Source organism: Anabaenopsis tanganyikae CS-531 (genome assembly GCF_029891675.1).
Classification (GTDB): domain Bacteria; phylum Cyanobacteriota; class Cyanobacteriia; order Cyanobacteriales; family Nostocaceae; genus Anabaenopsis; species Anabaenopsis arnoldii.
Genome location: NZ_JANQDF010000188.1, coordinates 1 through 12,439, shown reverse-complemented (window position 1 = coordinate 12,439; position 12,439 = coordinate 1). Strand labels below are relative to the sequence as shown.

Here is a 12,439-nt window from a genome sequence, read left to right as displayed (position 1 = left end):
GTACCACTAAAAGTGCGAGTGTCTGGATTGAAGTTTAACCAACTTGGTGTGGTAGCTGTGTAAGTGAGGTGATCTCCAGTATCTATGTCGTTGAAGGTGTTTTGTGGGAAGGTGAAGTTAAAGCTTTCATCTTCTAGGGTGCTGATGTCGTCAATGGGATTAACTAAGGTTGGGGTATCATTTAAATCTGGTAATTTGAAGTCAATAGCTACAGCAGCAGAAACATTATTATTCTCATTTGTTTCTAACTGGTAATTATCAAGATCACTGACTACGAACAGATAACCACTATTTACACCCTCAATGGGACTGCTGGGTAAGGTAATAGTAGTGGATGTGGTGTAACTTGACCCCGCTACTAGGTTATTGTTGTCCCACCAATATCCCACAGATGTATCTTCATTGGGGTCAAAGTTTTCATCCACTGAGAAGTAGATATTATCGTACCAATAACTAGTAGTGTTACCAGTACCTTGGTTGGTGACTGTCCAGGAGATGTCAATGGTTTCTCCCCAACTAACATCGGTGACGGTAGGTGTGATGTCGCTGACGATTAAATCTGGTAAATCTGAAAGCAAATTTGTTACAGTCATAAATCACTCTTTCTTAAAATAGTTATTGCCTATATACAGTCATTTCTCTGTCTTATGCTGCCTTACCATTACCCGTTTCAGTGAATATAAATACAGATAGCTCCACCGTAGTTTCAGGTGAGAATATGTGATTAGTAGTTTAAAAAGCGGTATTACACTTGCTAAATTATGACCAACTTTAACCTGAGCAAGTTAAGTAAACACATCTAAATGTTTACTACTAAGGTTAGATATATAACGGAAAGGTTACCAAGTCAACTTATTGTTAATTTTATTTACCAAAAAGCTAGGTAAGGGTAAGAAAATCTCTCTCCAAGCTCAAATTGGCTGATTTTGACTGATTCGCTATGATGGAATGTGTACAGGAAAACACAGGAGTGGGTTTTTAGATGATAATCAATAGTCTTACCTAAGAGGATGTTTGAAAAGTCATGATTAGTGTATCAAATATTTTTAGATCCCCCTAAATCCCCCTTCTCAAGGGGGACTTTGACTCTAGTTCCCCCCTTTTTAAGGGGGGTTAGGGGGGATCAAGAAGTGTCTAAAATCACCTTATAAAACTTATCAAACATCCTCTAAGCATGACCATGGACACTCCTCAGCAGGGGGTAGGGGTGGAGAATTAGTTTGCAGCATGGGGAGAACTATGTCAAATTACGATAGGCGATCGCTAAAGCCCCTTTTGTTTTATAAACGAGGGAGTATTAAGCGGTTACTCTTAATCCCTATTGATTTTTAATTACTTATGCACGCTCTTTCTATTCCCACCTGGATTATTCATGTTTCTAGCGTTATTGAGTGGATGGTCGCCATTTGGTTAATCTGGACTTATGGAGAACTCAGCGGTAATCGCACATGGTGGGGATTATCTCTGGCTATGTTACCAGCTTTAGTGAGTGCCATGTGTGCCTGTACCTGGCATTATTTTGATAATGCAGCATCTTTAGAATGGTTGGTCACGCTGCAAGCTGCCATGACCTTAATTGGTAATTTTACACTTTGGGCTGCTGCAGTTTTAATCTGGCGTTCTACTAGGTCACAGGAGAAAACTGAGACTGTCCCTACCCAACTTACTGAATCAAAGTCATGATTTCTAAAGAAACCCTATTTGCTCTTTCCTTGTTTCCCTACTTGGGTTTTTTGTGGTTTATTAGTCGTACTCCCCAAACGCCACGTTTAGCCCTTTATGGATTTTACGGAACCCTGGTGTTTGTTGCGATTACCATCCCTGCGGGAATTTACTCGCAATTACATTATGGGGTTTCCTTGGCTAATGTGGATTGGTTACATGGAGGTGCAGAAGTTTTTTTAACCCTTGCTAACATTCTGCTAGTGTTGGGGTTTGCCCAAGCGGTGAGAGAATTAAAAATGAAAAATTAACGCCATCAGCAGATAACACTCGGCAAAAATGCCAATACGATAAATAATTTATAGGCTGAAATAAATGGAAGTAATACCAGCAATTGACCTATTAGAAGGGCGCTGTGTTAGACTTTATCAGGGAGACTACTCGCAGTCGCAAGTTTTTAGCGAGAACCCGGTGGATATTGCTAAACAGTGGGTTGACCAAGGCGCAAGCAGATTACATTTAGTTGACTTAGATGGGGCTAAAGCTGGTAAGGTAGTTAACTTGAAAGCTATTGCAGCCATTGCTGAAGCAGTGTCTGTACCCATTGAAATTGGTGGAGGGTTACGCGATCGCACTAGCGTTCAACAAGTATTTAATTTAGGAGTAGAGTGGGCAATTCTGGGAACCATAGCCGTAGAACAACCCCAACTAGTACAAGAACTCTGTACAGAATTTCCCGAAAAGGTTATCATTGGTATTGATGCTCGTAACGGACTAGTAGCCACTCGCGGTTGGTTAGAAACCTCGGAAATTTTAGCCACCCAGCTAGCTGTGCAAATGCAAGAACTGGGTGCAGCAGCCATCATCTACACAGATATCCACCGTGATGGTACACTCATAGGACCCAATTTAGCAGCCTTACGAGAACTAGCACAAGAAATTTATATCCCCATCATCGCCTCTGGTGGAGTGAGTTCTGTGAGCGATTTATTGAGTCTCTTGGGTTTAGAAACACAGGGAGTAAAAGGCGTAATTGTGGGTAAAGCCCTATACACTGGTGATATTTACCTCACAGAGGCAATCAAAGCCGTAGGACCAGGGCGTATTCAAGATGTCCCCCCCAATCTTGATTCGAGCTTCGCTTAAAGAACTATTATACCTTAATTCAGCCGTGAACACAACATCAGCCAACAATTCAACGTCGGTTTTTCGTCTGTCTCCGTTAATTCGGCTGACACTATTAAGCCTATATATAGCACTGACCATCCCATTACCGTTTTTATCCCAGGTAACAGCCGCGGCCATACCCCCAGTATTATTGTGGGTAGGAATCAGCATTGGCTTTGTAGGTTTGTATGCGGTATTGACAGAGCGAGTAATTGTCGATGACCAAGGGATTCAAGTTACCTACCCCTCCTGGGTTCCTAGCTTCTTTCGCAAAGGATGGATTTTATCTTGGTCAGATGTGAAAGAATTAAAACCCCGCTCCACTGGTCAAGGGGGACTAGTTTATTATTTTCTCAGTCGGGATGGAAAAGCTTATTTATTACCCATGCGCGTAGCTGGATTTTCCCGCTTGGTGAAAATGGTAGAAGCCACAACCGGAATTGATACTACAGATGTTCGCACCTTAGCGCAACCGTGGATGTATGTAGTTTTGTTAGTATTCACCCTGCTGCTGTTATTAGTAGATGCTTGGACTATTAATACAGCCTTAGTCATTGGTCATTAGTTATTGAACTTGCAAAATCACAGCCACACCACCCAAATCAGGCTAGAACAAGTTAACTTGTTTGCCAAGCTTAAACCCCAACTTCAGGGATACCCCATACTACAGGATATCTCCTTTGGGGTGTTTCCAGGCGATCGCATTGCCATTGTCGGTACATCGGGTGCTGGTAAAACCTCCTTGTTGCGGCTGATCAACCGCCTGTGTGAACCTACTGGAGGTAAAATTTATCTCGGAAATCAGGAATATAGCCAAATTCCTACCATACAGCTACGCCAGGAGATCACACTGGGATTACAAGAATCAAAACTGTTAGGAATGACAGTGGGGGAGGCTTTAGCTTATCCTTTATTTTTGCGTGGTTGGTCTCAAGCAAAAATTCAACCCAGAATTAACCATTGGATAGAACAACTCCAGATTCCCAGTGAATGGTTAACAAGGACAGAATTACAACTTTCTACCGGACAGCGACAACTAGTAGCGATCGCCCGTGCTTTAGTTATCCAACCACAAGTTTTATTATTAGATGAACCCACCTCTGCTTTGGATGCTGGTAAAGCAGCCAATCTCATGCAAGTCTTAATTCAGCTAAATCAAACTCATCAAACAACAATTTTGATGGTAAATAACCAGCTTGACTTAGCCCGGGTATTCTGCACCCGATTATTATACTTAGAGCAAGGTCAGTTATTGACAAATCAAACAGCATCTGAAATCAATTGGATTAACCTAAAAAAACAGTTGACAGAATCGGAAACCCAAGCAACCCAAGAATGGATTTAATCCCATTAAGAACGTTGACTAATAACTGTAGAGCGTGAGTGAGTAAATCTTTCCTTGGTTAACTTAGTTGGCGGTTGCGGAACATTGGATTTTAAACTTTCCATATTAAATCTATATCCCACATTGCGGATAGTTTGAATCAAACTAGGTTGACGAGGATCAAGTTCCACTTTTTTGCGTAACGACAAAACATGAGTATCAATGGTGCGAGGGTTATCAATCGCATCAGGCCAAGCACGACGTAGTAATTCTGCACGACTCAGAGCTACTCCCCCAGCCTGTGCCAAAACGTACAGTAAACTAAACTCTTGAGGCGTTAAATCAATAAACTCACCTTGGAAACGCACCCGGCGCTGTACCAAATCAATTTGCAAACTGCCATAATCTAAATAAGCTGGTGCAATAGGTGTGCGTTTGCGGCGAATTATTGCCTCTACTCTAGCTAAAAACTCCTGCATTCCAAAAGGTTTACTAAGATAGTCATCAGCCCCGGACTTTAAACCTGCTACAATATCAGCCTCATTAGTACGAGCTGATAGCATCAAAATTAAAGATTGTTGTTGCAAATGCAACCAGCGACAAAATTCAATACCATCACCATCGGGTAAATCAGCATCTAGAATTACCAATGTTGGTTGTTGGCTTAAAAATAATTCCCTTGCTTGATAAATGCTGGCGGCTTGATGGACACGATATTCCAACTGTTGCAAGTGCCATCCCAGCAATGACCTTAGATGGGGATTTCCCTCAACGATTTCAATACAAACCGAACCCACAGCGGCAATACCCCTTAGCGTTGATGAATTTCAAAGTAACAAGCCCATGTCCAAGGTTTTGTATTCTTCGTTACTTACATTGGGATTAATTTTAGATTTTTTCATCCTCAAGGTAGTAAAATACTAAACTCATGCCTTACCCAAAGCTAAGTTAGTTATATTCTTTAATTTATTCTTAAATTTTTGTTACAGTGGAAAAAATGTGTTTTTCTATGAATATCCTCCCAGGTAGGGGTGTATTTTACCCACAAACCCTAAACAGGGTGAGATTAAGTTAACCTATACCTAAGTTTTTGGTGTTTTCGGATTAAATCTGTTGAAAATACATGACTGCATCCGGTATTGAATATGGAAACTTACCCCAAGTAATTATAAAAATAGCTTATAAAACTATCGGGTTCTAAATTTTATGGAATAACATGGGATTACCTTCTGGGGGGATGATCTAGCCTCAACTAGATATTGCGTCATTGATTTGAAGCGAGAAATGTGAAAGTAACACTTCACATTTGAGCGTGAATCGTTTACAATTCTCATTCTAAAGAGATTAACATAGCAGTTATGCTCCAAGACACACAAACCATCCGCTATTACCAAAGAGTGACTGACGCCTTCGTCGAGCTATGGAATCGCGGTTATCGGACGGACGATATGCGGATGTATTTGGATGGGTATCTAGCCGCACTGCGACAAAGCAACGCTATTGAACCTATACTGATCCACCGCCTAGAAGAGGAAGCTAGCCGCTACCTGTACGATCCATCGAATTTTGCCAGGACCCAACCAGAACGACAACTTGATTACTATTAATGGCTTATTTAATCCCTTATACCCTGCCCCTAATAGTTGCCTTAATCGTTAACGCTGTCGATTATATCATGTTTCCAGCGTTTGTCAATCTTTTATTGGTGTGAAATTCTCGTGACATTTTGTCTATCAGACAAAGGAAGGATCTCCGCCGTTTTACGGCGGGGAGTTGCCAATGATCACGCTTACATACCCAACCATAAGGATGTGCGGTCGCAAACGTGATCAATAAAATGGGCAACCCCATCAAGAATGGGGAATTACCGGGGATGACCTAAGAAGCAAGTGCCACTTCGACCAGTTGCTGCAACTCACCGTTTTGGTAAAGTTCAATCAAGATATCTGAACCGCCCACAAATTGACCGTCAATATAAACTTGGGGAATTGTCGGCCAGTTGGAGTATTCTTTAATACCTTGACGAATTTCCGGGTCTGAGAGAACGTCAACTGTTTCAAAGGGAACCGCCAACGTGTTGAGAATCTGGACAACGTTGTTAGAGAAACCACACTGGGGCATCAACTTGTTTCCCTTCATGAAAACCATGATTTTGTTTTGTTGTATCAAATTATCAATTTTTTCTTTGGTTTCTGGGGTCATGGACTTTTTGTTTCCTATATTGCTAATAGCCAAGATATCAATAGTCAGTGTCCCGGTGGCAATCTGAACTTATTCATTTTAGGAAGCTGCTGTTGCTTCCCACGCTGCGGGAGTGTAGGTTTTTAAGGCCAAGGCATGAATTGCTTCAGTGGACATAGCTTGTCGCAATGCACCATAAACTAACTGGTGTTGTTGTACCAGTCCTTTATCGGCAAACTGTGATGAAACCACTGTTACCTGATAGTGGTCACCGCCACCAGTCAAGTCTTGAACCTGAATTTGGGCATCTGGCAGTTCTGCCTTAATCATTGCCTCAACCTGCTGCGGATTAATCATCGCAATTCCTGAAAGACTTACTTTTCTATTATTAACAGATACAGGTAGGCAACATATGTTTCAGGTTTCAGGCAGACTGACGATCAACGCGGCTCTAACTTAAGATATAGCATTTCCCATGCTCGTGAGGTACAATTTTTTTTAGTTTGAGGGAACACACCGAACACCGGAATAGGGAATTGGTGTGTACTTCATGAGCCTGAAAAAGGCTATATTACCATTTCAGACTTCTTTGAAGATGTGCGGAATTTATTCACTTTGAGACGAGCTGGCACCTTGTCTGGGAAAGGGTGCATCCACAAAACCCAATTCAAATAACTGCTGATAAGCCTTCTGTCCTAAATCCCGCGTGGGATTTTGACTCTTAATAATCTGAATGAACAAAGGGACAGCTAACTCCGGTTGATTTTGCGCCCGATGTACCAGTGCTAACTGATAGGTGGCTTCGTCTCGCTTTTGGGCTGTTTCTAAGGCTTTTTGGCGCTGGGAATCGGAAATGCGAGGATCAATACCCGTAAAACTAGAGTTTAACTCTTGATAAAAATTAGATAACTGATTATAAAGTTGACGTGCATCTTGGAGTTTTTTCGCTGCTAAAGGGTAGTTTTGAGCAGAAACAGCTGCGGCGGCTTCTGCCATCAGCCGTTCACCGCCCTCTATACTCAAAATGCTGTTACTTTGTGTAGGACGCAGAGTATTGGGATCGTTGGGTTCAATGATTTGTACTTGACTATAGAGACTGGGTAGCTTTTGTACCTGAGCATTGACAGGTGACAGCAGGTTAAGGACTGCTAGGAATGATAAAGCCGTGGGGCTAATTAAAGAAGGAACAGCAGCGGATTTCATGGGATCAAGTAGTGCAACTATGTAGAAAACATGGAAACTTCTAGGTTTCTCTGATTTAGACTGAAAATCGGCGCAAGTGAGTTCCCATTCCTCCTGTATACTAACCAAAATCGCCCCTATGAACGATCAAGCTAATTCCTCTGATTTTTCCCAAACAGGTTTGCCAAGCAATTTAGGAATGGTTTTACAACGGGCCGGTGAAGAGTTGATTTTAGAAAAGGTTTTAGACCGCTTCACTGTCCGTCCCTCAACTAAATTTACTTCCCAACAATTATCTCAGGTTAACTGGGGTATTTGGCAATTTAGCATTCCTCAAGCAAATTTAGAAGTTTTCACAGTGGCAACTAACCAGTTAGACTCGGCCATGTCTCAAGCACGGAGTGCGGAAAGTGTGGCTTTTGCTGGCCATGTTTACACAATTCAAGATAATCCGGGAACTTTCGTTTACCTGAATGACCAAATTACTATTCAATTTGCCTCTTGGGTAGATTCTGCCACAATTGAGGCGATCGCGTCTAGATTTGGTTTAGTTGCACAAAAACCCGTCCTGGGTATTCCTAATACTTTTGTGTTTCTGGTGAGCAAACAAGCCAGAGAAAATCCCCTGAAAATTACTAATCAGTTACAGGGGTTCTCGTTCGTCTTAGTTGCTGAACCTAATATCCTCATTAAAAGTGAATTACATTACAGACCCGGTGAACCCCTATATCCTCAGCAATGGTATCTTTACCACAATGGGGGTAACCAGTTGGTAGCTGGTTCTCATATTTGTGTAGAACCAGCTTGGGACATCACTCGCGGTGTGCGTTCTGTAGTTGTGGCGGTTGTAGATGATTCTTTTGACTTGAACCATCCGGATTTACAAGGTAGTGGCAAAATTGTTGCTCCTAGAGACTTAAGGAAAAATGGTTTTTTACCTATACCCGGTGAGAGAGAAATCAGTCATGGGACGGCTTGCGCAGGAATAGCTCTGGCTGAAGAAAATGGTCAGGGAATTGTGGGGGTTGCTCCTGGTTGTGCATTGATGCCGATTCGTAGTACTGGTTTTTTAGATGATGAATCCATTGAGGATATGTTTAACTGGGCGATTAACCAGGGGGCCAGTGTGATTTCTTGTAGCTGGGGAGCTGGTGCTGTATATTATCCCTTGTCTTTGCGCCAACGGGCTGCTATTACTCGTGCTGCTACTACAGGACGTAATGGTAAAGGTTGCGTGGTATTGTTTGCTGCGGGAAATGCTAACCGCCCCATTAGCGGTGTGGTTTATGAGCAGAATTGGCCAGGAAATTTATTACAGGGAAATACAAGTTGGTTAAATGGATTTGCCGTACATCCTGATGTGATTACCATTGCAGCTTCCACTAGTTTGAACCAGAAAGCTGCTTACAGTAACTGGGGCACTAATATTACTTTGTGTGCTCCTAGTAATAACGCCCCACCCGGATTTTCATTTCAGGGTCGGGGTTTTGTCAATACACAACCCCATATTACTACGACTCTTCACGGACGGGGAATTTTAACTACTGACCAAGTAGGCGAAGCAGGTTATGATCCTGGTGATTTTATCAATAATTTCGGCGGTACTTCTAGCGCTACTCCTATAGTCGCAGGTGTGGCGGCATTAGTTCTGTCAGCAAATCCTCACTTAACGGCGCAAGAGGTAAAGTTAATTCTGGAGGAAACTGCTGATAAAATTGTGGATTCTCGCCCTGACCCTCAGTTGGGTATTCAAGCAGGTACTTACGACAATAACGGACATTCTCAATGGTTTGGTTATGGCAAAGTGAATGCAGCTAGGGCGGTGGAAGCTGCCGCAAAACTACGTAGTTCTTTGTTATCTGCTCAGTTACAGGTCAGGGGTGAGAATTTCCGTGAGTTAAGTATTCCAGATGATAATCCAGAGGGGGTCAAAAGTGCGATCGCCATTAATGAATCCCGTCCCATTAAAGATATTCAAATAACAGTTAATATCACCCATGATTTTTTAGGCGATTTAGAAGTTTATTTAATAGCTCCCAATCATCGACGGGTGTTATTACAAAGCCGCACCTTAGGCCGCCGCACTAATTTACAAACAACGTATACAATTAGCTCCCACCCAGTCTTGAAACAATTACTTTCCCTTTCATCTCAAGGAATTTGGCAGTTATGGTTAATCGACTATGCCCCACAAGATGTGGGAAAACTGAATAATTGGTCATTAGTCATTGGTTATTAGTGAAAAACTTACTCATATCTATGATTCTTCATTGCTTAATTCTTGTAGAGCTAATGCTAAATCCGATGTGAGTTTTTGGGCATTTCGTTTGAGATTCCCCATCGTGTAATCACTGACATTTAATGCATTTCCAATATTAATTATTACATCTGTACCCCACTGAGGATAAGGTTGGCTGTACTTAATATTTATAGGTATAATTTTGATATTTACTCCTGACTGACTAGATTCAGCAGTCAAAGAGAGACGACCAATTCCTGGTTTTAATGGGTGAACTTGACCATCGCGATAAATATCACCTTCTGGATAAATCACTAATATTTCGCCTTCTTGAAGCAATTCAACAGCATGACGGAGACTAGCAATAGCTGGACGCTGAGGATCCACAGGAAACCCTCCCATACTTCTGATTAACCAGCCTTGTATTCCTTGGCACTCATCAATACTAGCCATAAAGCGTAGATCCCGCCCTGTGACATAGCGACCACCAGCATAGGGTAAAAGCAGTGAATCCCAACGTGACCGATGGGTAGGGGCTAGGATCACAGGGCCATTCAAGGGAATATTTTCCTGTCCCGTGATGTCAATTTTGCCAAAGAATAATGGTAAAAGAAGGTGTCTCCCTAATAGATACAATAAAGGACTTAACCAGGGAGATATCCGCGAGGTAGTGTCAGCTATCCGAGTATTTGCCGTGGTAGCTGTTTGTTGGTAAGTATAAATTTCCATAAACATGGTAGCGGCCGATTGTCCCATCAGCCAATAAATTGTTGATTAATTAAACAGTAGTTTTTCTTTGGTAAATTGTCTTAGGACTAATGGACAGTTTTATATCTGTCCATGATTTTGCTGACGACGACCTGCAAACCAGGTTTGTAATTGTTGACGACAGGTTGATTCTAAAATACCTCCCATGACTCGTAGACGATGATTAGAAGCAGCGCCATCAGGGATATTGGTAACAGTACGAACCGCGCCAGTTTTAGGATCGTCCACTCCATAGATGAGTATTCCTAAACGTGCTTGGACAATAGCACCTGCACACATGGGACAAGGTTCTAGGGTGACATACAGGGTGCATTGATTTAAGCGCCAATTTTTGCAAGTTTTAGCAGCTGCTCGCAAGGCGATAATTTCTGCGTGAGCTGTGGGATCTTGGTCACGTTCTTTTCTGTTTTCGCCTGAAGCAATCAAATTTCCAGTAGCATCAACAATCACAGCACCCACAGGAACCTCACCAGCATCGCCGGCGATTTTTGCTAAGTCTATGGCGCGACTCATCCATTGGCGATGTATCAGATATTCTGGATATTCAATTAACATTTTTCCATGGCTACTGGGTGATCACACAGTGGCTAATAGTGAATCGAGTTGAGCTTCTTTGTCTAGCTGATAAAGGTCATCACAACCACCAATGTGCTGATTATTGATGAAAATTTGTGGTACTGAACGGCGGCCATGAGCGCGTTCGGCCATTTTTGCTCTAGCTGCTTCGTCGCCATCGATTTTGTACTCGGTGAATCTTACACCTTTCCACCACAGCAACATTTTGGCACGGATACAATAAGGACAGGTTTGCCAGGTGTAGATTTCAACATTTGCCTTAACACGTTCTGGATGGCGACCAAGAAGGGGGTTAAGAAAATCCAGCATATTTTTTCTGAGGGAATTTTTTCACAAGTATATCTTTTATCTGACCATGGCAGGTCACAATAGTACTAATATACTATAAACCAGATAGTCAAAGCAGCAAAACTTAACACTTGTCTTAGTAGATAGTATTGTCCACGTGTATCCGCACTTTGGTAGACTTGAAGACTGAAATAGCCAAATAACAAAAAGCTAAGTCAAGCACTTAAGAGGGTGAATCTGTGGAAAATACACTGGGATTAGAAATTATTGAGGTAGTAGAGCAAGCAGCGATCGCGTCTGCAAAGTGGGCAGGTAAAGGCGAAAAGAACACTGCTGACCAAGTAGCCGTGGAAGCGATGCGGGAGTGCATGAACAAAATGTATATGCGCGGTCGCATTGTGATTGGTGAAGGGGAGCGTGACGAAGCTCCTATGCTCTACATTGGGGAAGAAGTTGGCATCTGTACTAAACCGGATGCTCAAAAGTACTGTAACCCTGAAGAACTAATTGAAATTGATATTGCTGTTGATCCCTGCGAAGGCACAAACCTAGTCGCCTATGGTCAAAATGGCTCAATGGCAGTTTTGGCGATCGCCGAAAAAGGTGGTTTATTCGCTGCGCCTGACTTTTACATGAAGAAGCTAGCAGCACCAGCTGCGGCCAGAGGTCATGTAGACATCAACAAGTCAGCAACTGAAAACCTAAAAATCCTGTCTGAGTGCTTAAACCGCGCAGTTGAGGAATTGGTGGTTGTGGTCATGGATCGTCCCCGCCACAAAGGACTCATTCAAGAAATTCGCAATGCCGGTGCTAGAGTCAGACTCATCAGTGATGGTGACGTTTCTGCTGCCATCTCCTGCGCTTTTGGTGGTACTAATATCCACGCTTTGATGGGCATCGGTGCTGCTCCTGAGGGAGTCATCTCTGCTGCGGCTATGCGATGCTTGGGAGGTCATTTCCAAGGACAATTGATCTACGATCCAGAAGTCGTACAAACAGGTTTAATTGGGGAAAGCAGAGAAGGCAATCTCGCACGGTTGAAGGAAATGGGC

The 12,439-nt window shown here is 42.6% G+C and carries 16 protein-coding genes; 8 read left to right on the top strand and 8 right to left on the bottom strand.

Translation table 11 applies throughout. The features are described from left to right. A partial coding sequence (locus tag NWP22_RS18275) for a putative Ig domain-containing protein (RefSeq protein ID WP_280802213.1) occupies positions 1-593 on the bottom strand: 593 nt, incomplete at its 3' end. 745 nt (positions 594-1,338) lie between these two features. On the opposite strand from NWP22_RS18275, the gene NWP22_RS18270 reads away from it, so the two are divergent. The 5 genes from NWP22_RS18270 to NWP22_RS18250 all read left to right on the top strand — a co-directional run bounded on the left by NWP22_RS18270 (position 1,339) and on the right by NWP22_RS18250 (position 4,174). Next, positions 1,339-1,683 (top strand): DUF2499 domain-containing protein, encoded by a 345-nt coding sequence (locus NWP22_RS18270; protein ID WP_271731883.1) that lies wholly within the window; start codon positions 1,339-1,341, stop codon positions 1,681-1,683. Beyond that, positions 1,680-1,973 (top strand): DUF3593 domain-containing protein, encoded by a 294-nt coding sequence (locus NWP22_RS18265; RefSeq protein WP_271731885.1) that lies wholly within the window; start codon positions 1,680-1,682, stop codon positions 1,971-1,973. Before NWP22_RS18270 ends, NWP22_RS18265 begins: the two co-directional genes overlap by 4 nt. Before the next feature lie 64 nt (positions 1,974-2,037). Continuing rightward, positions 2,038-2,808, top strand: a complete 771-nt coding sequence (gene hisA / locus NWP22_RS18260) for a 1-(5-phosphoribosyl)-5-[(5-phosphoribosylamino)methylideneamino]imidazole-4-carboxamide isomerase (protein ID WP_271731887.1) — start codon at positions 2,038-2,040, stop codon at positions 2,806-2,808. Positions 2,809-2,833: 25 nt separating this feature from the next. Next, positions 2,834-3,394 (top strand): hypothetical protein, encoded by a 561-nt coding sequence (locus NWP22_RS18255; protein WP_271731888.1) that lies wholly within the window; start codon positions 2,834-2,836, stop codon positions 3,392-3,394. Positions 3,395-3,403: 9 nt separating this feature from the next. Next, the gene (locus NWP22_RS18250) at positions 3,404-4,174 is read left to right on the top strand and encodes an ABC transporter ATP-binding protein (protein WP_271731889.1); all 771 of its coding nucleotides are present in this window, start codon (positions 3,404-3,406) and stop codon (positions 4,172-4,174) included. Positions 4,175-4,179: 5 nt separating this feature from the next. On the opposite strand, the gene NWP22_RS18245 is transcribed toward NWP22_RS18250, so the two are convergent. After that, positions 4,180-4,950, bottom strand: coding sequence for a response regulator transcription factor (locus tag NWP22_RS18245; RefSeq protein ID WP_271731891.1), 771 nt, complete (start codon positions 4,948-4,950; stop codon positions 4,180-4,182). A gap of 561 nt (positions 4,951-5,511) precedes the next feature. Between NWP22_RS18245 and NWP22_RS18240 the strand changes: the two genes are divergently transcribed. After that, positions 5,512-5,760 carry a DUF6761 family protein gene (locus NWP22_RS18240; RefSeq protein WP_271731893.1) on the top strand — a complete coding sequence of 83 codons (249 nt, stop codon included), beginning with the start codon at positions 5,512-5,514 and terminating at the stop codon, positions 5,758-5,760. A 271-nt stretch (positions 5,761-6,031) separates the two neighbouring features. Here NWP22_RS18240 and grxD read toward each other — a convergent pair whose 3' ends face one another. The 3 genes from grxD to NWP22_RS18225 all read right to left on the bottom strand — a co-directional run bounded on the left by grxD (position 6,032) and on the right by NWP22_RS18225 (position 7,537). Beyond that, on the bottom strand, positions 6,032-6,355 hold the full coding sequence (gene grxD / locus NWP22_RS18235; RefSeq protein ID WP_271731894.1) for a Grx4 family monothiol glutaredoxin: 324 nt from the start codon (positions 6,353-6,355) through the stop codon (positions 6,032-6,034). 78 nt (positions 6,356-6,433) lie between these two features. Next, a complete protein-coding gene (locus NWP22_RS18230) occupies positions 6,434-6,691 on the bottom strand; it encodes a BolA family protein (RefSeq protein WP_271731895.1) in 258 nt (85 codons plus the stop codon). Between the two features lie 249 nt (positions 6,692-6,940). Next, positions 6,941-7,537, bottom strand: a complete 597-nt coding sequence (locus NWP22_RS18225) for a hypothetical protein (protein WP_271731897.1) — start codon at positions 7,535-7,537, stop codon at positions 6,941-6,943. Positions 7,538-7,655: 118 nt separating this feature from the next. Between NWP22_RS18225 and NWP22_RS18220 the strand changes: the two genes are divergently transcribed. Then, complete coding sequence (locus NWP22_RS18220; protein WP_271731899.1) at positions 7,656-9,755, top strand: S8 family serine peptidase; 2,100 nt, start codon at positions 7,656-7,658, stop codon at positions 9,753-9,755. A gap of 18 nt (positions 9,756-9,773) precedes the next feature. Here NWP22_RS18220 and NWP22_RS18215 read toward each other — a convergent pair whose 3' ends face one another. From NWP22_RS18215 to grxC, 3 genes are all read right to left on the bottom strand, one after another. Beyond that, the gene (locus NWP22_RS18215; RefSeq protein ID WP_271731934.1) at positions 9,774-10,484 is read right to left on the bottom strand and encodes a lysophospholipid acyltransferase family protein; all 711 of its coding nucleotides are present in this window, start codon (positions 10,482-10,484) and stop codon (positions 9,774-9,776) included. A gap of 99 nt (positions 10,485-10,583) precedes the next feature. Next, complete coding sequence (gene tadA, locus NWP22_RS18210) at positions 10,584-11,078, bottom strand: tRNA adenosine(34) deaminase TadA (RefSeq protein WP_271731900.1); 495 nt, start codon at positions 11,076-11,078, stop codon at positions 10,584-10,586. A 21-nt stretch (positions 11,079-11,099) separates the two neighbouring features. After that, positions 11,100-11,408 (bottom strand): glutaredoxin 3, encoded by a 309-nt coding sequence (grxC, locus tag NWP22_RS18205; RefSeq protein ID WP_271731902.1) that lies wholly within the window; start codon positions 11,406-11,408, stop codon positions 11,100-11,102. Positions 11,409-11,626: 218 nt separating this feature from the next. On the opposite strand from grxC, the gene glpX reads away from it, so the two are divergent. Beyond that, positions 11,627-12,439 (top strand): class II fructose-bisphosphatase (gene glpX / locus NWP22_RS18200; RefSeq protein ID WP_280802212.1); only part of this gene is annotated, 813 nt, incomplete at its 3' end.